An 18,372-nucleotide genomic window follows, 5' to 3' on the forward strand; every position below is an offset into this window, starting at 1 on the left:
CTCGCTGGGTATTTTGGCTGCGCGGAGTAAAATAGTGCCCTTTCCATCCATGCAAGAGGAAGTGACGTGATGAAAAAGACACTGATTGCCGGTGCTGTTCTGGCGCTGTGCAGCCAGGCTGCCATGGCTGCCGATGACTGGCGTTTTGCCGCCGGTACCGACGTATGGTCTGCCCAGGGCAGCGGCCAGGCATACGGCAGAAGTGCCGATGGCGGTTATGACGACAACTACAACTGGAGCGGCTACCTGCAACTTGAACACGGCATCATCCTGCTGCCGAACGCCAAGTTCGAGATCTCCGATTTGAGCAGCTCGGGCGGCAACTTCAAGAACGATCTGACCGCTTACGATCTCAGCCTCTACTACCGTCTGTTCAACAACGATCTGTTCCAGATCGATCTGGGCCTGACCGGTCGTCACTACGACGGTGAGCAGATGTACTTCAGCCGCAAAGGCTATGACGAAGACATGCTGATGGCCTATGCCGGCACCGAAGTACGGATCCCGGGTACCGGCGTCTCCTTCTTCGGCGACGTGCGTTCCAAGGATTCGGACAACCTGGACTACCGTCTGGGCGGTGCCTACAAGTTCTCCTCCGTACCGGTCAAGCTGCGTGCCGGCTGGCGCGAGGCCAAGGTTGACTTCGACGGCGTCGATCAGCGCATCGATGGCTGGTTCATGGGCGGCGAATTCACTTTCTAATCTGACGGAAGTCGGCATGATGATGTCTCACGTCATGGTGCTGGCAGGTATCTAGCAAGGCAGGGAGAGGAGAGATAATGGGGCACATCATAGTGACAGGGGCGGGCTCCGGGCTCGGCCGGGCATTGACCATCGGGCTGGTTGGCCGGGGCCATCAGGTCGCCATGATGGGGCGCCGTTATCAGAAACTGCAGGAGCAGGAACAGTTGCTCGGCAAGGCGGTGATCGGCATCGCCGCCGACCTCTCTCACCACGAAGAGGTGGAGATGGCCTTTACCGCCGCGGTGGAGTGGGGAGGTCTGCCCGACCTGGTGATCCACTGCGCCGGGGTGGGCGAGTTCGGTCCGGTCGGCGTCTACACCGCCGAGCAGGTACGCAGGGTGGTGGAGAGCAACCTGGTCTCCACCATACTGGTGGCCCAGCAGACGGTGCGGCTCATCGGCGAGAAGGGCGGGGTGCTGGCCAATGTGCTCTCCTCCGCCGCTCAGGTGGGCAAGGCCAACGAGAGCCTCTATTGTGCTTCCAAATGGGGCATGCGGGGCTTTCTGGAGTCTCTGCGGGCCGAGCTCAAGGGCTCGCCCCTGCGGTTGGTAAACCTCTATCCGAGCGGGATCCGCAGTGAATTCTGGGACAACTCGGATCACGTGGATCCGAGCCGTTTCATGACCCCGGAAGACGCGGCGGCCTACATGCTGGATGCGCTGGAAGCCAGAAGCAGTTGCCATGTCACCGATCTCTTTATCGGTCGTAACGAGTAGGGCCGGCTTTTCCTGCTGTTTTGCCAACAGATAGTCAGACAAACAAAAAGCGCGCCATCTGGCGCGCTTTTTTTATCTCGGGCAGCGGGACGATTAACGGCCCAGCTTGGCCTTGATCATGGCGATGATGTCGCTGATGGCCACTTCCTGCTTCTCGCCGGTGCGGCGGCACTTGTACTCCACCACGCCGTTGTCCATGCCGCGCTCACCGATGACGATGGCGTGGGGCACGCCCAGCAGCTCCATGTCGGCGAACATCACGCCCGGGCGCTCTTTACGGTCGTCAAACAGCACGTCCACGCCGGCGGCTTTCAGTTCGGCGTAGAACTGCTCGGCCAGCTCGGCCACGCGCACTGACTTGTGCATGTTCATCGGCACGATGGCCACTTCGAACGGGGCGATGGCGTCCGGCCAGATGATGCCGTACTGGTCGTTGTTCTGCTCGATGGCGGCGGCCACCAGACGGGAGACTCCGATGCCGTAGCAACCCATCTCCATGGTGACGGACTTGCCGCCCTCGTTCAGCACGCTCGCCTTCATCGCTTCGGAGTACTTGGTGCCGAGCTGGAAGATGTGGCCCACTTCGATGCCGCGCTTGAGCAGCAGCTTGCCCTGGCCGCACGGGCTCGGGTCGCCTTCCACCACGTTGCGCAGGTCGGCAACCTCGTAGGTGGCGATGTCGCGATCCCAGTTGGCCCCGGTCAGGTGGAAGCCGGTCTCGTTGGCGCCACAGACGAAGTCCGCTAGGTGGGCGGCGCTGCGATCGACGATGATGCGACCGGCAAAGCTAACCGGGCCGATGGAGCCCGCGTCACAGCCGGCGGCGGCCTTGATCTGCTCGTCATTGGCGAAGGCCAGCGGATTGGCGACACCCGGCAGCTTCTCGGCCTTGATTTCGTTCAGTTCGTGGTCGCCACGCAGCACCAGGGCGATGACCGTCTGGTTGCCGTGCTCGTCCGCCTCGCCCAGCACCAGCAGGGTCTTGGCGACGGCGCTCGGGGCCACGCTCAGGAAGGAGGCGACTTCGTCGATGGTGTGAACGTTCGGGGTGGCGACCTTGGTCAGCTCTTTGGTCGCAGCCGGGCGCTCGCCCGCCGGGGCCAGCGCCTCGGCCATCTCGATATTGGCGGCGTAATCTGATGTATCGGAGAAGGCGATCAGATCTTCACCGCTCTCGGCCAGCACCTGGAATTCGTGAGAACCGGTACCACCGATGGAGCCGGTATCGGCCTGCACCGGACGGAAGTTCAGACCCATGCGGGTGAAGGCCTTGCAGTAGGCTGCGTGCATCTTTTCGTAGGTCTCGACCAGGGAGGCCTTGTCGATGTGGAAGGAGTAGGCGTCCTTCATCAGGAACTCGCGGCCGCGCATCACGCCGAAACGGGGGCGAACTTCGTCACGGAACTTGGTCTGGATCTGGTAGAGGTTCAGCGGCAGCTGCTTGTAGCTGTTCACCTCGTAACGAACCAGGGCGGTGATCACCTCTTCGTGGGTCGGGCCCAGCACGAAAGGACGATTGTGGCGGTCGGTCAGGCGGCACAGCTCGGGGCCGTAGTCGTCCCAGCGGCCGGATTCCTGCCACAGCTCCGCCGGTTGCACCACCGGCATGGAGACCTCGACGGCACCCGCATTGTTCATCTCTTCGCGGACAATGTTCTCGATCTTCTTCAGGACCCGCAGACCGGTCGGCAGCCAGGCGTACATGCCGGAGGCGAGTTTACGGATCATGCCGGCGCGCAGCATCAGCTGGTGGCTGACGATTTCCGCATCGGACGGGGTTTCCTTGAGAGTGGAAAGCAGATATTGGCTGGTACGCATCGCGGTAGACCTTAGCTAAACGGGCGCGGGGCCCTGGATAAATTCAAGGGCGGAATTTTAACAGGCGCAGCGTTGCGGCCCAAGGGCTAAATTTGCCGCAATGGCCAAAGGGACGGCGAGCCTGCGCGGACTCAGGGGGGATAACATCACGACAAGCAGGTTTTTTATGCCTGCAATTTGGCCGGATCTTCGCTAAACTCTGCCACCTTTTCTCGACGGGCAGGGCTATGCCACTCCCGTCCCCCCTTATTTTTTGTACTTTTGGAGCCGCTCATGCCGCTAGTGGGACATCAACACCAGATCGAGATCCTGGAACTGACCGACAAAGGAGACGGCAAGGGACGCCTGTTCGACCGCCCCCTCTTCGTCGAGGGTCTGCTGCCAGGTGAGCAGGCGTTGGTCGAACTGACCGAGGTCAAGCCCAACTACCTGCACGGCAAGGTGGCCGAGCTGCTCCAGCCCTCCGCCGATCGGGTCGCCGACTTCTGCCCCAACACAGAATGCGGTGGCTGCCAGGTGCGCCCGCTGGCCTATCCGGCCCAGCTCAAGCTCAAGCAGAGTCTGGTGCAGAGTGCACTGGAACAGGTCGGGCTGGGTGAGACCAAAGTCAATCCCATCCTCGGCATGGAGAGCCCGTTCGCCTATCGCAACAAGGCGCAGTACGCGGTGCGCGGCTGCGAGGCAGGCGCCGAGATCGGGTTTTATCGCAAGCACTCCCACGATCTCATCACCGCCGATGACTGCGCGGTGCAGGACTCGCTGCACGTCGAGCTCAACGCCCGGGTGCGCAGCTGGATGCGCGAGCACGACATCAAAGCCTATGACGAAGTGGCCCATACCGGCTGCGTGCGCAACCTGATGACCCGCAAGGGGTTCAAGAGCGGTGAGCTGATGGTGGTGCTGGTGACTCTGGGTGAGGAGCTGCCGTTCGAAGCCGAGCTGCTGGCCGCACTGCAAGGTCTGCCGGTCACGACTCTGGTGCAGAACATCAACGAGGCGCGCACCAACCGCATTCTGGGTGACAACAACCGGGTGCTGCTGGGCAGCGGGGTGATCCGCGACAAGATCCACGCGCTCGAATTCGAGATCTCGCCGCTATCCTTCTTCCAGAACAACCCGAGCCAGACCGATGTGCTCTACTCCAAGGCGCTGGAGTATTGCGAGCTGACCGGCAACGAAACGGTGTTCGACATCTATTGCGGTATCGGTACCATCTCCCTGTTCCTGGCCGACAAGGCCGCCAAGGTGGTGGGGATCGAGTCGGTGGAGAGCGCCATCGAGGATGCCCGCCGCAACGCGGCCCTTAACGGCATCGAGCAGACCGAGTTCCATGTCGGCAAGGCCGAGCAACTGATGCCTGCCCTGCACGCCGAAGGGGTGAGCGCCGACGTGGTGGTGATGGACCCGCCGCGCAAGGGCTGTGACAAGGCCGTATTGCAGACCCTGGTGGCGATGGCACCGCGCCGACTGGTCTATGTCTCCTGCAACCCTCAGACCCTGGCTCGCGATCTCGCCTGGCTGGTCAAGCAGGGCTTCGTGCTGGACGAGGTGCAGCCGGTGGACATGTTCCCTCACTCCATGCATGTGGAAGCTGTCGCCCGCCTGAGCCTGCCCGCCAAGGGCTGATCAGGACCACACAGACGCCGGTGGTGAGGTTTCCCGACCCGCCGGCCATAAAAAAACGACTCCATTTGGAGTCGTTTTTTTATATCTGCCGCACGGAGTGAGGGGATTAACCCGCGCTCAGGCGCACCTCGGTGGCGATCTGGTCGAGCAACAGCTGCCAGCCCTGACCCAGTTCGCCGACCAGCGTATTGTAGCCGTCGGCGGGCAGTACCCGTTCCTGACGGAAGGGGGCGTCGCGCAGCACTGTGCCGTCTTCCGCCAGCAGACGCCAGCGTCCGCTCAGCACGGCGCGCCCGTCGTAGCGCCCCTGAAAGCGCTCCACCACTATGCTCAGCACGGGCCCCTTGCGGGCGCCATCCTGCCGTATCACCCAACCGGGCAACCGGGCCGAGAGGCCGTTCATGGTCACCTGATTGAGCTGATCATCCAGCGAGCCCGCCCAGCGGTGGTACTCGGTGAAGTGCAACTCCTGCCCCTCCAGCTGATAGACCATGCTGATCCGGTCGAGCTGGCTGGCCAGGGTGATGGGTCGCAGCACCAGCTGGTGCTGCGGAGTGGCCGGGGCCGCGCCGGATGACGGCTGGCTGGCGTCAAGCGAGTAGTAATGCAGGCTGGGCTGGCTGGCGCTGCAACCGGCCAGCAGGCCGAGCAGGGCCAGCGTCAGGATCTGTTTTTTCATTGTGTTCCTCGCTTGGGCTCAGGGTCCGATGGTTGGGCGCGATCGAAGATCAGCGAGCTGGGTTGCTCGTTCAAGGAGTGCACCAGCGGCTGCAGCTCACGCATCAACTGATTGAGGGCCTGTACCGACTGGCGCAGATCCTGGTTGGTCTGTGAATGGCCGTCATAGGCCTGCAGCGTCTCCTGCAACTGTTTCAGGCTCTGGTTCAGGGATGCCGGCAGTTGCTGGGTCGCCTCCTTGCTGGTCAGCTTGTCCAGGTTGGCACTGACCGCACTGATGTTCTTCAGGGTCCCATCCAGGGTGGAGAGGGAACTGTTGACCTTGCTGAGGGTGGTCGCCATGTCCATGTCGACAAACTTGTCGAGGATCAGGTTCACCTTGCGCTCGATCTGATCCAGCCCTGCCTGCACGGTCGGGAAGACCTGATAGCCGGAGATCTTGGCCTGCTCGAAACGGGGCGCATCCGGGTAGAAGTTGAGATCGATGAGTTTGCCGCCGGTCAGCAGGCTGGAGGTCTTGAGGCTGGCCCTGAGACCTTCCTTGAACTGCTTGCTGAACAGGGCGCGCCACTGCTCTTTCTCCGCCTTGGCGTAGCGGTGGGAGAGGCGCTGCACCTCGATGCGGGCCAGCACCGGGATCTGGCGATCCTGGAACAGGCGTACGCCCTTCTCCTCGATGAGATAGGGGGCAGAGATAACGGTACCGACCCGGATGCCGCGATACTGCACGGCTGCGCCCGGGTGCAGACCGGCCACGTTGTCGTCGAACAGGAAGACGTAGTCGATGAACTGATCCAGGCTACCGGCCAGCACGCTCGCCTCATCCTGGAACAGGGTGAACTCGTCGCGCTGCTTGGCCGGCTCGCCAGGAGACCAGCCGGGCGGCAGACCCATGGTGATGCCGCCGTCGATCAGGCTCTCCAGCGAGTCCATCTTCACCTTCATCCCTTCGCTGTTGACGGACAGCTCGAAACCCGGGGTCAACCAGAAGCGGGAGTTGCTGCTGACCAGGATGTCATAGGGGGCGTTGATGAAGATCTGGTACTGCATCTCGCTCTTTTCAGGCAGGAAGGTGGCTTCTTCCACCTGGCCTATGGTGAACCCCTGGTAGTTGATGGGGGAACCTTCCCCCAGTGCGCGGGCATCGCGGCTGGAGAGGATCAGGCGCAGCCCCTTGGCACTCTGCGAAGCGAGCGGCGGCTTGTCGAGCATGGCGTACTCGTCCCGCGCCTTGCCTTTCTTGCCCGGCAGGAGTTCGATATAGGCACCGGAGAGCAGGGTCCCCAGACCCGATACCCCTTCCCGGCCGACCCTGGGCTTGACCACCCAGAACTGGCTGTCGCCCTTGAGCATGCCGGAGGCGGCGTTGGTGAGGCGGCCGCGCAGCACGGCATGGCTGTAGTCATCGCTCAGCTCGACCGTCTCGATGCGGCCGACGTCGACCTCCCGGGAGCGGATCACCGTCTTGCCCGCCACTATGCCTTCGGCAGTGGCGACCGTCAGGGTGAAGCTGGGGCCCTGGGAGTACCAGTGCTGGAACAGCATCCAGAGACCGATGAACAGCGCCAGCAGCGGCACCATCCAGATTGCGGCGGCAGAGCTCAGAAAGTCAGAGCCCGGTTTCCACCTTGTTTTACGCTCACTCACGTTCGCGTTCTCCTTGTTGTAAATCCCAGATCAGGCGGGAGTCGAAGCTCATGGCCGCGACCATGGTGATCAGCACCACCCCTGCAAAGGCGACGGCCGCGGGGCCGGGGTAGATGGTCATCAGATTGTCGAGGCGGATCAGACCCGCCAGGATGGCCACCACGAAGACGTCGATCATCGACCAGCGTCCGACAAATTCTGTCATGCGATAGAGCTTGAGCTTGCGTAGCGGCGAGGCCGCGTGGCCGTTTTGCACTGCGTAGCAGAGCCAGAACAGCGCCAGTATCTTCACCAGCGGTACCACCACGCTGGCAAAGAAGATGACGGCGGCAATGGGGTAGGAGCCCATTGCCCACAACAGCACCACGCCCCCGAGAATGGTGGAAGGGGTGTCATCCCCGAGAAACACAGTATCCATGATGGGATAGATGTTGGCGGGGATGTAGAGAATGCTGGAGGTGATGAGCAGTGCCCAGGTGCGGTTCAACCCGCCCGGCTTGCGATCGTGCAGGTGCCCGCCGCAGCGGCCGCAGCGATGGCTGCCCGCCTTGCTCAGGGCGCCGCAGATATGGCACCCCGTCAGGCCGCTTTCCATGGCGCTGGCATCGGTTGTCTCATCGACGCCGCAGGCATCGGTCGGGCCGAGCAGCCGCTGCCATAGCCACATGGTGTCCAGCGACGAGATCATCTTGACGAGCAGCACCGTGTAACCGACGAAGGCCCAGAAGGAGAGCCCCATCTTGATGTCGGCCATCCCCATCAGCTTGACCAGGGAGATGAGCACCCCTACCAGAAACACATCCACCATCAGCCAGGGCTTTATCTGGCAGAGCAGGCGACCGAGGGAGCGCAGTGCTTTGCTGTGGAGATCCTTGTCGACCCGCCACAGCACCAGCATGATGGAACCGATGTAGATGAGCGGCAGGCCGATCAGGGTCAGACTCAGCACGGCGCCGAGGAACAGGTAACCCTCGTCCACCAGGGTGGAGATGCACTGGATGAACGTCATCTCCTGCCCAATTCCCTTGCTGGAGAAGGACATGAAGGTGAAAGCATTGGCGAGCACGAACATGATGAGCGCCGCAAACCCGTAGGCGATGGGGCGCAGCTCCTGATCCGGCAAGTAGCGGCTCAGGGTGTGGCCGCAGCGTGGGCAGCAACTGGCCTGGCCCACGGCGAGGGGGGTGGCCGGGATCAGCAGGTCACACTCTTCGCAGGCGGTGGCATCGTGGACATAGGTCCGAGGTGGGTGTGAAGCCGGATGCAAAATAAAACCTCGAATAAGGCTCGTCAGGAAGCCAGAACCGCCGATTATCGCAGTTGTGCCGGCCAGCGGCCAGTCCCCGTGTAGCACGATTGTTGATGAGCATGCGAATGACTTTGACAAGCCACTGGCCATTTAGCACAATCAAACGCCACTTTTTTCCGCGGGACAATAATTTATGACAACCGAATCCCCAAGTTACTCCACGATTGAGCAAGCCTTCTCCCTTGGGAACGGGCAAGATTCCGCCCTTAACTGGTTGCGCAAGAACCGCAGCCAGGTCGCGATTTTTCTGGTGAGTGGCATCAAGCTGGAAGGAACCATCAGCGGTTTCGATCAATACAGCGTGCTGCTGACCGATGCCCATGGCAACCAGCAGCTGGTCTACAAGGCCAAGATCTCCACCATCGCCATGCACACCGGTCGTCCGCAGGTGAATATCCAGCGTGCACGCAAGCCGCGGGTCTCCATGGCGCCGCGTCCGCACGGTGCTCCGGGTCGTTATGACGACAACCAGGGCGGCGGCAACCACGAATAATCCCTTGCCCCGCCTCTGCCGCCATCCCTCCCGGGTCTGACGGCAGCGGTCGTTCGCTCTCATTTACATTCATGTCCCGTATGAGAGCGAACGTCATCTGTCTGCTTTCGGGCGAGATATTTGCCCGATCACGCCTCCATCTCGACCGGTTTTCCTTCCCTGATCAGACAGGTTTGCATGCCTGCGGCCTGACCCGCCTGCACGCCGATGCCGGTATCTTCAAACACCAGACAGCCTGACGGCTCGACCCCCAGCTTGCTGGCCACCAGCAGGAAGGTATCCGGATTGGGTTTGTGCAGTTCCACGTCGTCGGCGGTCACCACCACCTCGAAGTAGCGATCCAGACCGGTATTGCGCAGCACCGCCTGGGCGTTGACGCGGGGGGAGCCCGTGCCTATCCCCATCGGGATGAGGCCGTGGTGGCGCTCGAGCAGGGCCTGCATGGCCGGGAAGACGGTCGCCTTGTGCAGATTGGCCACATAGTGGTCTGTCTTGCAGCGGGTAACCTGAACGGGATCGAGGGGGATCTGCTGCTCTTCGGCCACCAGCAGGGCAATCTTGCGGCTCGGCATGCCCCCCAGTTCATAGAACCAGTCGGCATCGAAATGGAAGCCAAATTCACGGGCAGTGTGTTCCCAGGCGGCCAGGTGGAGCGGCATGGAGTCGACCAGGGTGCCATCAAGGTCGAAGACCAGGCCTTGGAATCCGGAAAGGGTCATGGTGCTGAGTCTGTCTCTGGAAAAAGGGAGCCCATTCTAGCCAGAGCTGCCCCTCCCCGCCATTGGCTAGCTGGTGAGAAACGCTTGCCCCCACATTTGCGCCTGAAAATAGATGGGTGTCAGCCTGGTCGGGTCCAGCTGATAACGCGGCGCCAGCTGGGCCAGCAGCGGCCAGTTGCCTTGTTCATAGGTGGTGACCAGCTGGAACAGGTGAAACAGCGGCCCCTCCCGCAGCTCGATGGCGCGCTTCACGTTTTTGGGCAGATGAGCCTTGAGGGCATCCGACAGCAGGGAACCATCCAGCACCAGTCCCACCAGAAAGGCCCAACTGGCCTCCGATTTGCCAAGGGCGGTCAGGGCGATCAGCTCGCAGAAGCGGCCACGGGCGATGGCCATACGGGTGCAGGCCTCCGGCATGTGCGGACTGATCCGGGCCAGGCCGTTGATCAGCACGAATTTGCGGATCTCCTGCTCCCCCAGATAGGAGAGGGCGCGGGAGACGGAGGTGATGGGGCTGGCGTGATCAAAGCCAGGCGCATTGACATAGGTGAGCAGCTGACCGGGCAGGTAGGCATCCTGCTCCAGCAGTTTGGCGACCTGATTGAAGGAGAACTCCTCGTGGCAGATGAGCTGGAGAATTTGCTGCACCAGCGCCATATCCGGCTGGGTGGCCCGCTGGTTAACCAGCTCGGGGCGGGCGAGGAAACCGCCGGCGAAGAAATCCACTCCAGCCTCCCTGAGGGGAAGGAAATCCTGCCAGGTATCGATATTGAGGGCCATCCGCTTGTGTTCAGTGGGTTGGCAGATCCCCTCTTCTCCCATCCAGAACACCAGCAACCGGCTGGCGCCGAGCCAGCGGGGATCCCGGTGGGCACCGTGGACGGCGAGCCGACGACGACTGTCACGCCACTGTTCGAGCACCGGAAAGGAGGTCGGAAGGCGCTCGCTGGAGGCCTCCACCAGGGGAATGGTGTCCTGATCGAACAGCAGGGGGCGTTGATCATCCAATTGTTCGTGGCTGAAAGGCACCAGGTATTGACGCCCTTGGGCCAGCATGCGGCAATGCTGGGCCAGTGCAGGCCACTGGGCCGGGTCGACGAGCTGATAATCGATACCGTAGGCCACCAGGGCCAGGCGGCGATTGAAGATGGGATAGCGGCGCAGCAGCATGGGATCACCGATAGGTCAGAGTGCGAGCCCTCCCTTGCGACTTGGCGTGGTAAAGCGCCTGGTCTGCCTGTTCGGTCAGGGTTTGCCATGCCCCGTCCTGGGAGGGAACCAGATAGCTAAAGCCTATGCTAACTGTAATGAAATCAGCAACTCGTGAACCTGGATGGGGCACTTTTAGCTGGGCCAGTCCATCATGGATCCGTTCAGCCAGCTGCTCCGCCTCTCCCGGTTGGGGGGCGCACAGCAGGATCACGAACTCCTCGCCACCATAACGGGCTACCAGGTTGGTACGCCGTCGCTCCGCTTCCCTGAGCACGCTGGCGATCAGGCGCAGGCACTCATCTCCCTTGGCATGGCCGAAGTGGTCGTTGTAGGCCTTGAAGTCATCCACGTCGATCATCAGCACCGCCAGCAGGCTCTGGGTACGGCGAGCCCACTCCCATTCCCGTTGCATGGTGAGATCCCACTGGCGGCGGTTGGCGATACCGGTGAGCGGATCTTCGAGGGAGAGCATGGAGAGACGCTGGTTGGCCTCCTCCAGCGCCCGGTTGGTCTCGGCCAGCTGCATGGTGCGCTCGGCCACCCGAACCTCCAGCTGGCGGTTGAGTTTCTCCAGCTCCTCCTGGGTGCGCTGGCGGATCAACAACTGCGACAGCATGGCGGCGTATTGCTTGAAGATCTCGCTCTGGTAGGCCTTGAGTGGCCGTTGCCACAGCAGGTTGTCGGCGGCGATCCAGCCGATGGGGGTGGCGCCGTCCCACAGCGAGACCATGGCGTTCCAGCCGCGGCCCACCTGCTGGCGTTCATAGTAGAGGGGGGTATCTTCCAGCACCAGCACATAGTCCTTGCTGCGCAGCGCCTGCTGTACCGTGGGATGATCAGGGATGGGGCTGATGAAGCCGCTCTCGTCCACCAGTTTGCCTTCTTCATCTGTGCCCCAGGTGCCGCGCATGGTCTTGCCATCGGGCTCGATGAGGAAGATGGCGACCCGATCGAATTGCAGCTCCTCGCGGGCCAGCACCACGGCTTCCCGCAGCAGCTGGTGTTCGCTCTGGCTGCGAGAGAGGGTGACGCTGACCGTGTGCAGGGCCTGCAACATCTGGAGGAAGGAACGCTGCATCGCCTGGCTCTGCACCAGATCGGTCTGGGTGTGGCGGCGCTGATCCCGTTCATGATCGATCTGCCAGGCCAGCAGATGGTTGCTCAGCTCGGCTGTCAGGTAGTGGGTCAGCAGCTGGATCCCCTGGCGCTGATGACGGGAGAGGCGATCAAGCCGGCGCCGGGTTTCCAGATAGATGACGCCATCCAGCTCCTGATGACGTTTGAGGGGGAAGCAGACGCGCAGCTTGGGCTGTACGGTTTCCACATATTCCCAGGTATCGCTCTGCGGCTGGATCTGCTCCACCACCATCTGCCCGTGTTCGACGGCCCGGGAGATCAATTCATCCGGCAACTGCAGCGTCACCAGATGGGCCGGATCCAGGGTTAGCAACCCCTGATCCGGATGAAAGCTGTAAAGCAGGGACTCCGGCGCCTGCAACCAGAGATAGAGGCGCTCCGCCTCGGTTTTCTCCCTGATGGTCGCGAGACTCGCCTCGCAGAGCTGCGCGAAGCTGGTGAACTGCTCAGGTGCCCATTCTTGCATGCCAATATCCCTTTGGGTGTACCCAAGCGAGTATATATACACTCCCTCTAATATATTGATTGAAATATTAAAAAAGAGAGCCAGTGCGCATAAATTCTGCTGCTTTAAGGTTGGGAGACGGTCGCAATTTGCCTGAAGGGGGCGACTGGGTCGTTAGCAGGTGAGAAAGCATGATCTGAACGAGGAGAGCAGGCATCAGGGACATAAAAAAGCCCGCACAATGGCGGGCTTTTTCTATAAGTTGACAGGTGTTTACTCTGCCTTGGGCGTTTCTTCGGCCGGGGTTGCATCGGCTTCGGCTGCCGGTGCGACCGGCGCCGGACCCGGCACCAGTTCCACCGCCGGCTTGGCGATGAGGGAGCGGGTCTCTTCCACCGCCTCGGTCAGCTTCACCTCGATGATCTGGCCGAGCTCGTAGACTACCTCGGTCTTGTCCAGATAGACGCGGCCGTTGTCCCAGTTGCACTCAAGGCGCTCCTTGTTGTCCAGGATGTGGCGGGCGGGCATGAACACCACGGCACCGTTCTCCTGCAGGCGCAGCTTGAGGCCGGCACGCATCACGTCGATGATCTCGGCGTTGAACACCTGATCGGTACCGGCGGCAGCCTTGAGGTAGCGCACATAGAGCCAGTCGCCGATGTCGCGCTCCACCATGCGGTGCAGGCGGCGGCAGGCGGTCAGATGTTCGGTGAGCTCCTGGCTCGGGCGCTCGCCCGGGGTCTTGCCGGCGATGACGGCTTTGAGCAGGCGATGGTTGACCATGTCGCCGTATTTGCGAATAGGTGATGTCCAGGTGGCGTAGGCATCCAGACCCAGGCCGTAGTGGGCACCCGGCTCGGAGGACATCAGGGCATAGCTCTGGAAACGGCGGATCTTGCCGTCCAGCCAGCGGGTATCGAGGCCGTCGATCCAGCGGCGCAGGGCGCAGAAGCCGGACAGGCTGGCGATCTCTTCCTTCTCGAACGGAGCCTCTGCGCTTTTCAGCAGGTCGATGGCGCCGTCGAGGGACTCCTCGTCAAAGCCGGTGTGGACGTTGAAGATGCCGTAGCCGACGGTCTTGCCCAGCACGCGGCCGGCGCAGATGTTGGCGGCGATCATCGACTCTTCCACCATGCGGTTGGCGATGCGGCGTGGTTCGACGTGAATGGCCAGCACTTCGCCATCTTCGCCCAGTTCGAAGTCGTAGTCGGGACGATCCGGGAATACCAGTGCATGCTCGGTGCGCCAGGCGATGCGCGCCTCCGTCATCGCCTTCATCAGCGGCAGCTGGGCCAAGACGCCTGCGTCGATATCCAGTTCTTTGCCGTGCTCGGCCCAGTCGGAGACGTCGTCATAGTTGAGGCGGGCGTGGGAGCAGATGCGGGCGGCGAAGAACTCGGTCTCCTCCTGCAGCAGGCCATCCTCGGTGATGAGCAAGCGGGCGCACAGGGTGTTGCGCTCCTCGCCCTCTTTCAGGGAGCAGAGCTCGTCGGAGAGGGTGCGCGGGATCATCGGCACGTTGCGGCCCGGCATGTAGACGGTGAAGGCGCGCTGGGCGGCTTCCTTGTCCAGCTCGCTCCCTTCGGCCACGTAGGCGGTCGGGTCGGCGATGGCGACCAGCAGCTCCCAGCCGTTGTCCAGCTTGGTGATGGCCAGGGCGTCGTCCATGTCCTTGGTCTTGGCGCCGTCGATGGTGAAGAAGGGCACCTGGGTCAGATCGCGGCGGGGCAGTTCTTCCTCTTCGATCACCTTCCACTCCGGCAGATCCGCCGGCTCGACCTGGGCCAGGTTGTGGCGCGCCAGCACCACCCACCAGGGTACGTTGTGATCTTCCTGGGAGGCGATCTTCTGGGTGATCTCGGCGGAGAAGTTGCCGTCAACCAGGGCGTGGCGCTTGAGAGTGGCGACTACCCAGTCCCCTTCCTTGAACTCTTTTTCGTCCAGCCCCTTCTTGACGCGGGCCTTGATGGCATCCTTGATGAGCGGATGGTCGGCTACCACGTTGAGGCGGTCGCGGAACATCTTGACCCGGGCCACGAAGCGGGTGATGGATTGCTCCAGCAGCTCGTCCGGCTCGGCCACTTCTTTCTCTTTTTCGGTACGGATCAGGGCGGTCACCCGGTCGCCGTGCATCACCTTCTTCATGTAGGGCGGCGGCACGAAATAGCTGGTCTTCTCATCGACCTCCAGAAAGCCGAAGCCCCTATCGGAGGCGCGGATAACACCCTCTTTCTTGGGGATGTTTTCGCGGATTTGTTGCTTGAGCTGGGCCAGCAGCGGATTGTCTTGGAACATAAGTGAGGAACCTGAGTGGAGACCTGATGAAGAAACGCCCAGCACTATACGTTTTTAGCCCTCCAAAGCCAAGGTGAATGGCCTTTTCAGCTTGGTTGCAGCTGGCAACGGGCGTAGTCAATCAGCCTCAGGGAGAGCTGTTTGTGGATGCCTTTTTCCAGTACCCATCGGTGCCAGTAGAGTCGCTCTGTCAGGCGCTGGTCCGGGCTGAGATTGACCAGGCTGCCCGTGGCCAGATGCTGGCGGATCTGCAATTCCGGGATGAGGCAACAGGCCAGCCCCTGCTCGGCCATGGTGACGAAGGCCTCCGACGAGTGCACCGTATGGCAGGGATAGCCGCCGGGCTCCAGCCCGAAGTGGCGGCGCATGAAGCTGACGTGCATGTCGTCGCGCTGATCGAACGCCACCGCAGGGGCCTTGGCCAGCGCTTCCCGGGTCAGGCCATTGGGGAAGTGGCGCGCGACGAAAGCGGGGCTGGCGGTGAGCAGGTAGTGCATCTCGCCCAGCTCGTCGATGCAGCAGCCCGCCAGCGGCTGGGATTGCAGGCTGATGGCGCCAAACGCCTGCCCCTCGCGTACCTTGTCGAGGGTGCGGCTCTCGTCATCCACCAGCAGATTGAGTTCGATGGGGTGTTGCTCCAGCAAAGGGGCGATGGCGGGCAGGAACCAGGTAGCCAGGCTGTCGGCGTTGACGGCAATGCTGATGCGGATGGGGCCTTGCGGCGTAGCCGGGGTCAACTCGCCCGCCAGTTCAATCTCGAGCTGGTGCACCTGGCGATAGTGAGCCAGCAGTTTCTGGCCGAGGGGGGTGGCCTGCAGCGGCTGGCTACGGATGAGCAGGGGTTCGGCAAATTGCTGTTCAAGTTGCTTGATCCGCTGCGAGATGGCGGACTGGGTGAGGTGCAGCGATCTGGCCGCCCGTTCGAAATTCTGCTCCTGCAGTACCGCATCCAGTGCCCGCAGCAATTTGTAGTCCAGCTCTTTCATGCCATCTCCCTGTCTTGATCCCGTGGCAGACTCTACGCGAGCCGGATCCGGACAACAATGACCGGTTGCGATGAGAGTGGGGCAAGGCCGCTAGTGTGATTTTTTACAGTAGTGGTTAACCGGTTCAGAGAGGATACTGCACATCGCCGCACGGGCAGTGGCTGCCTGATGTGGCTCATAGCGATGCGTTTATCCCGGGCTTGTTTCCCGGGATTTTTTATGATGATGCGGCCAGCGGATGTGGTTGGGATTGAGCAGGACGACTATGGGGCTGGTAATGACCGAGCAGGGGTTGGGAAACGGCACGGGCAAAGCGTTCATCCAGATGGAAGCGGATACCGACGCCCCGAACCGCTCCCAGATCGACGGCCTGGCGATGGCCGAGGCGTTCGATGGGCAGGCCGAGACGGCGGAAGATGCGCTCCACTGGCAGACTGACCACGGCGACCAGCTCGCGGATCCCGTGCGCCAGGGCGAAGGCGTAGACCTCGCGGAAGATGACGCAAGTCAGTTCGCTGACGCCGTTGCTCATGCGCGGGGCGCGGGAGGCGTCGATGGCCAGCCGGGTCAGTTCCCAGATCTGCGGGCTGCATGGCGGGCGTTCACCGGCCAGGGCGGCGGGAAAAATGGTCGGGAGCATGTAGGCATCGGCGCAGTTGAGCAGGCGGATGCAGCCACACACTCCCTGCTCATCCTCGATCAGCACCCAGTGAGTGTCGGGGGTGTCGAAGCTGTCTCGCTCAAGTCCTTGACGGGACTCCACATCCCAGCCGAGTCGGTCGGAAAAAACGTCGTTTCGAAAGCGATAAAGTTCACTTTCGACCTCTTTTCGCGGGTGTTCTCTCAATTTCCCTCTGAAAACCAACATCATGGACTCTCTCTCTTGTTATTCGCGGTTATAATCACATGTCTGGCCAAGGGGGCTTTTATATGACAAGAGACCAACTGCTTGAGTATCTGGAACATTTCAGTACGGTGACGGATGGCAACCGGTTGTCCGAGCTGATCGGCAGCTTCTCGCTCGGGATGGGGTACGACTATTTCCGCTTCGCGTTGATCATGCCGATGTCGATGCAAAGGCCCAAAGTGGTGCTGTTCAACCAGTGTCCGGATTCCTGGGTTCAGGCCTATACCGAACACAACATGCTGGCCAGCGATCCCGTGATCCAGCTGGCACGCAAACAGACCCTGCCCATCTACTGGAACCGGCTGGATGAGCGCGCCCGTTTCCTGCAGGAAGGGAGCATGGACGTGATGGGGCTGGCCGCCGAGTTCGGGTTGCGCAATGGCATCTCCTTCCCGCTGCACGGGGCTGCCGGTGAAAACGGCATCCTCTCCTTCATCACCTCCGAGCGAGCGTCGAGCGATCTGCTGCTGGAGTCCTCGCCGATCCTCTCCTGGATGTCCAATTACATCTTCGAGGCGGCTATTCGCATCGTGCGCCTCAGCATGGTGGAGAACCTGGACAAGGAGCCTCTGACCGATCGGGAGACCGAGTGCCTGTTCTGGGCCAGCGAAGGGAAAACCTCGAACGAGATCGCCTGCATCCTGGGGATTACCGAGCGCACAGTGAATTACCATCTCAATCAGGTCACTCGCAAAACCGGCTCCATGAACCGTTATCAGGCCGTGGCCAAGGGGGTCAGCAGTGGTCTGCTGTTGCCGAACCTGGAGCAGGTGGTGGTGACCAACTTCCCCATGGTGTTGCAATAGTGCGTATCCTGACCAGTTTGCTGGATTCTCCTGCCGTCATCGGGGAGGCCACAATTGTCAGATCCGGTAATTGACAAGCGGTTGCAAAAGGGTGTGATGGGTTATTAGCAAAATGAATCAACCAGTAAATCAATGAATTTCTCTGGATGATTTGCCCCCGCTATAGTGCCACTCACTCATCACTACCCTCGGTACTCTTATGCTCGCGACCACTCTGCAAGGCTTTACCCTCGGCCTTGCCATGATCATCCCCATCGGTGCCCAGAATGCGTTTGTGCTTAGTCGGGGCATTCATCGCAATCACCATCTGCTGACGGCAACGCTCTGCAGTTTTTGTGATCTGGTTCTGATTGCCATCGGGGTCTTTGGCGGCGCCAATCTGATCGCCGCCAACCCGGTCGGCCTGACGGTGCTGACCTGGGGGGGCGTGCTGTTTCTTGGCTGGTTTGGCGTGCGCTCCCTGCGCAGTGCCTGGCGCGGCCAGGGAGAGGGACTGGCGGATTCGCCGCAGTTGATGGGCGCCAGAAGCGTGCTCGCCATGACCCTGGGGGTTACTCTGCTCAATCCTCATGTCTATCTGGATACCCTGATGCTGCTCGGTTCCCTCGGCAGCCAGGTGATTGAACCGCTGCGTCCGGCCTTTGCCGCCGGTGCCATGCTGGCGTCTCTGGTGTGGTTCTACTCCCTGGCGCTGGGAGCGGCGGCACTGGCGCCCTGGCTGGCCAGGGGGAAGGTGCAGCAAGGGATCGATCTGCTGGTGGGCCTCATCATGCTGGCCCTGGCGCTGCAACTTGCTATGGGACGCTAGGCTGGCGGCTGTTTTTATGGTCCTAG

The 18,372-nt window shown here is 61.6% G+C and carries 16 protein-coding genes; 6 read left to right on the forward strand and 10 right to left on the reverse strand.

The annotated features are described in order from the left end of the window. Window positions 1-69 precede the first annotated feature (69 nt). Complete coding sequence (locus tag LA321_RS09460; protein ID WP_042070401.1) at window positions 70-702, forward strand: TIGR04219 family outer membrane beta-barrel protein; 633 nt, start codon at window positions 70-72, stop codon at window positions 700-702. Between the two features lie 77 nt (window positions 703-779). Beyond that, a complete protein-coding gene (locus tag LA321_RS09465; protein ID WP_042026613.1) occupies window positions 780-1,460 on the forward strand; it encodes an SDR family oxidoreductase in 681 nt (226 codons plus the stop codon). A 93-nt stretch (window positions 1,461-1,553) separates the two neighbouring features. Here the strand turns inward: LA321_RS09465 and LA321_RS09470 are convergent, their stop codons facing one another. Continuing rightward, on the reverse strand, window positions 1,554-3,278 hold the full coding sequence (locus tag LA321_RS09470) for a proline--tRNA ligase (RefSeq protein WP_042070400.1): 1,725 nt from the start codon (window positions 3,276-3,278) through the stop codon (window positions 1,554-1,556). A 273-nt stretch (window positions 3,279-3,551) separates the two neighbouring features. Between LA321_RS09470 and rlmD the strand changes: the two genes are divergently transcribed. After that, window positions 3,552-4,904, forward strand: a complete 1,353-nt coding sequence (gene rlmD, locus LA321_RS09475) for a 23S rRNA (uracil(1939)-C(5))-methyltransferase RlmD (RefSeq protein WP_042070399.1) — start codon at window positions 3,552-3,554, stop codon at window positions 4,902-4,904. A gap of 106 nt (window positions 4,905-5,010) precedes the next feature. Here the strand turns inward: rlmD and LA321_RS09480 are convergent, their stop codons facing one another. Genes LA321_RS09480 through LA321_RS09490 form a run of 3 tightly spaced genes read right to left on the reverse strand, consistent with a single transcriptional unit; the run spans window position 5,011 to window position 8,496 of the window. Next, window positions 5,011-5,583, reverse strand: coding sequence for a PqiC family protein (locus tag LA321_RS09480; RefSeq protein WP_042070398.1), 573 nt, complete (start codon window positions 5,581-5,583; stop codon window positions 5,011-5,013). Beyond that, window positions 5,580-7,229 carry an intermembrane transport protein PqiB gene (pqiB, locus tag LA321_RS09485; RefSeq protein ID WP_042070396.1) on the reverse strand — a complete coding sequence of 550 codons (1,650 nt, stop codon included), beginning with the start codon at window positions 7,227-7,229 and terminating at the stop codon, window positions 5,580-5,582. Before pqiB ends, LA321_RS09480 begins: the two co-directional genes overlap by 4 nt. Next, entirely contained in the window at window positions 7,222-8,496 is a 1,275-nt protein-coding gene (locus tag LA321_RS09490; protein WP_042070395.1) for a PqiA/YebS family transporter subunit, read from the reverse strand. Before LA321_RS09490 ends, pqiB begins: the two co-directional genes overlap by 8 nt. 175 nt (window positions 8,497-8,671) lie before the next feature. Here LA321_RS09490 and hfq point away from each other — a divergent pair, with 175 nt between their 5' ends. Continuing rightward, entirely contained in the window at window positions 8,672-9,031 is a 360-nt protein-coding gene (hfq, locus tag LA321_RS09495) for an RNA chaperone Hfq (protein ID WP_026457968.1), read from the forward strand. Between the two features lie 128 nt (window positions 9,032-9,159). Here the strand turns inward: hfq and LA321_RS09500 are convergent, their stop codons facing one another. The 6 genes from LA321_RS09500 to LA321_RS09525 form a co-directional block, all read right to left on the reverse strand. Continuing rightward, the gene (locus tag LA321_RS09500; protein ID WP_042070393.1) at window positions 9,160-9,750 is read right to left on the reverse strand and encodes an HAD family hydrolase; all 591 of its coding nucleotides are present in this window, start codon (window positions 9,748-9,750) and stop codon (window positions 9,160-9,162) included. A gap of 66 nt (window positions 9,751-9,816) precedes the next feature. Further along, entirely contained in the window at window positions 9,817-10,920 is a 1,104-nt protein-coding gene (locus tag LA321_RS09505; RefSeq protein ID WP_042070392.1) for an EAL and HDOD domain-containing protein, read from the reverse strand. A gap of 4 nt (window positions 10,921-10,924) precedes the next feature. Further along, window positions 10,925-12,565: a sensor domain-containing diguanylate cyclase gene (locus LA321_RS09510; RefSeq protein WP_042070390.1), complete on the reverse strand. Its 1,641-nt coding sequence runs from the start codon at window positions 12,563-12,565 to the stop codon at window positions 10,925-10,927. Window positions 12,566-12,817: 252 nt separating this feature from the next. Continuing rightward, a complete protein-coding gene (locus LA321_RS09515; RefSeq protein ID WP_042070389.1) occupies window positions 12,818-14,839 on the reverse strand; it encodes an exoribonuclease II in 2,022 nt (673 codons plus the stop codon). A gap of 86 nt (window positions 14,840-14,925) precedes the next feature. Next, the gene (locus LA321_RS09520; RefSeq protein ID WP_042026604.1) at window positions 14,926-15,825 is read right to left on the reverse strand and encodes a LysR family transcriptional regulator ArgP; all 900 of its coding nucleotides are present in this window, start codon (window positions 15,823-15,825) and stop codon (window positions 14,926-14,928) included. Between the two features lie 217 nt (window positions 15,826-16,042). After that, window positions 16,043-16,693, reverse strand: a complete 651-nt coding sequence (locus LA321_RS09525; protein ID WP_082043384.1) for an acyl-homoserine-lactone synthase — start codon at window positions 16,691-16,693, stop codon at window positions 16,043-16,045. 62 nt (window positions 16,694-16,755) lie between these two features. Between LA321_RS09525 and LA321_RS09530 the strand changes: the two genes are divergently transcribed. Both LA321_RS09530 and lysE read left to right on the forward strand, forming a co-directional pair. Further along, window positions 16,756-17,538 carry a LuxR family transcriptional regulator gene (locus LA321_RS09530; RefSeq protein ID WP_026457604.1) on the forward strand — a complete coding sequence of 261 codons (783 nt, stop codon included), beginning with the start codon at window positions 16,756-16,758 and terminating at the stop codon, window positions 17,536-17,538. 199 nt (window positions 17,539-17,737) lie between these two features. Further along, window positions 17,738-18,346, forward strand: a complete 609-nt coding sequence (lysE, locus tag LA321_RS09535) for an L-lysine exporter (protein ID WP_026457605.1) — start codon at window positions 17,738-17,740, stop codon at window positions 18,344-18,346. The last annotated feature ends 26 nt before the right edge of the window (window positions 18,347-18,372 follow it).

The sequence above is a fragment of the Aeromonas enteropelogenes genome, from assembly GCF_020097295.1.
GTDB lineage: Bacteria > Pseudomonadota > Gammaproteobacteria > Enterobacterales > Aeromonadaceae > Aeromonas > Aeromonas enteropelogenes.

What these genes read in the sequence shown, in the direction of transcription:
- LA321_RS09520 (WP_042026604.1), bottom strand. Translation starts at nt 15,825, where the DNA reads ATGAAAGAGCTGGACTACAAATTGCTGCGGGCACTGGATGCGGTACTG.
- lysE (WP_026457605.1), top strand. Translation starts at nt 17,738, where the DNA reads ATGCTCGCGACCACTCTGCAAGGCTTTACCCTCGGCCTTGCCATGATC.
- LA321_RS09510 (WP_042070390.1), bottom strand. Translation starts at nt 12,565, where the DNA reads ATGCAAGAATGGGCACCTGAGCAGTTCACCAGCTTCGCGCAGCTCTGC.
- LA321_RS09530 (WP_026457604.1), top strand. Translation starts at nt 16,756, where the DNA reads ATGACAAGAGACCAACTGCTTGAGTATCTGGAACATTTCAGTACGGTG.
- hfq (WP_026457968.1), top strand. Translation starts at nt 8,672, where the DNA reads ATGACAACCGAATCCCCAAGTTACTCCACGATTGAGCAAGCCTTCTCC.
- rlmD (WP_042070399.1), top strand. Translation starts at nt 3,552, where the DNA reads ATGCCGCTAGTGGGACATCAACACCAGATCGAGATCCTGGAACTGACC.
- LA321_RS09470 (WP_042070400.1), bottom strand. Translation starts at nt 3,278, where the DNA reads ATGCGTACCAGCCAATATCTGCTTTCCACTCTCAAGGAAACCCCGTCC.
- LA321_RS09515 (WP_042070389.1), bottom strand. Translation starts at nt 14,839, where the DNA reads ATGTTCCAAGACAATCCGCTGCTGGCCCAGCTCAAGCAACAAATCCGC.
- LA321_RS09460 (WP_042070401.1), top strand. Translation starts at nt 70, where the DNA reads ATGAAAAAGACACTGATTGCCGGTGCTGTTCTGGCGCTGTGCAGCCAG.
- LA321_RS09525 (WP_082043384.1), bottom strand. Translation starts at nt 16,693, where the DNA reads ATGTTGGTTTTCAGAGGGAAATTGAGAGAACACCCGCGAAAAGAGGTC.
- LA321_RS09480 (WP_042070398.1), bottom strand. Translation starts at nt 5,583, where the DNA reads ATGAAAAAACAGATCCTGACGCTGGCCCTGCTCGGCCTGCTGGCCGGT.
- LA321_RS09465 (WP_042026613.1), top strand. Translation starts at nt 780, where the DNA reads ATGGGGCACATCATAGTGACAGGGGCGGGCTCCGGGCTCGGCCGGGCA.
- LA321_RS09505 (WP_042070392.1), bottom strand. Translation starts at nt 10,920, where the DNA reads ATGCTGCTGCGCCGCTATCCCATCTTCAATCGCCGCCTGGCCCTGGTG.
- LA321_RS09500 (WP_042070393.1), bottom strand. Translation starts at nt 9,750, where the DNA reads ATGACCCTTTCCGGATTCCAAGGCCTGGTCTTCGACCTTGATGGCACC.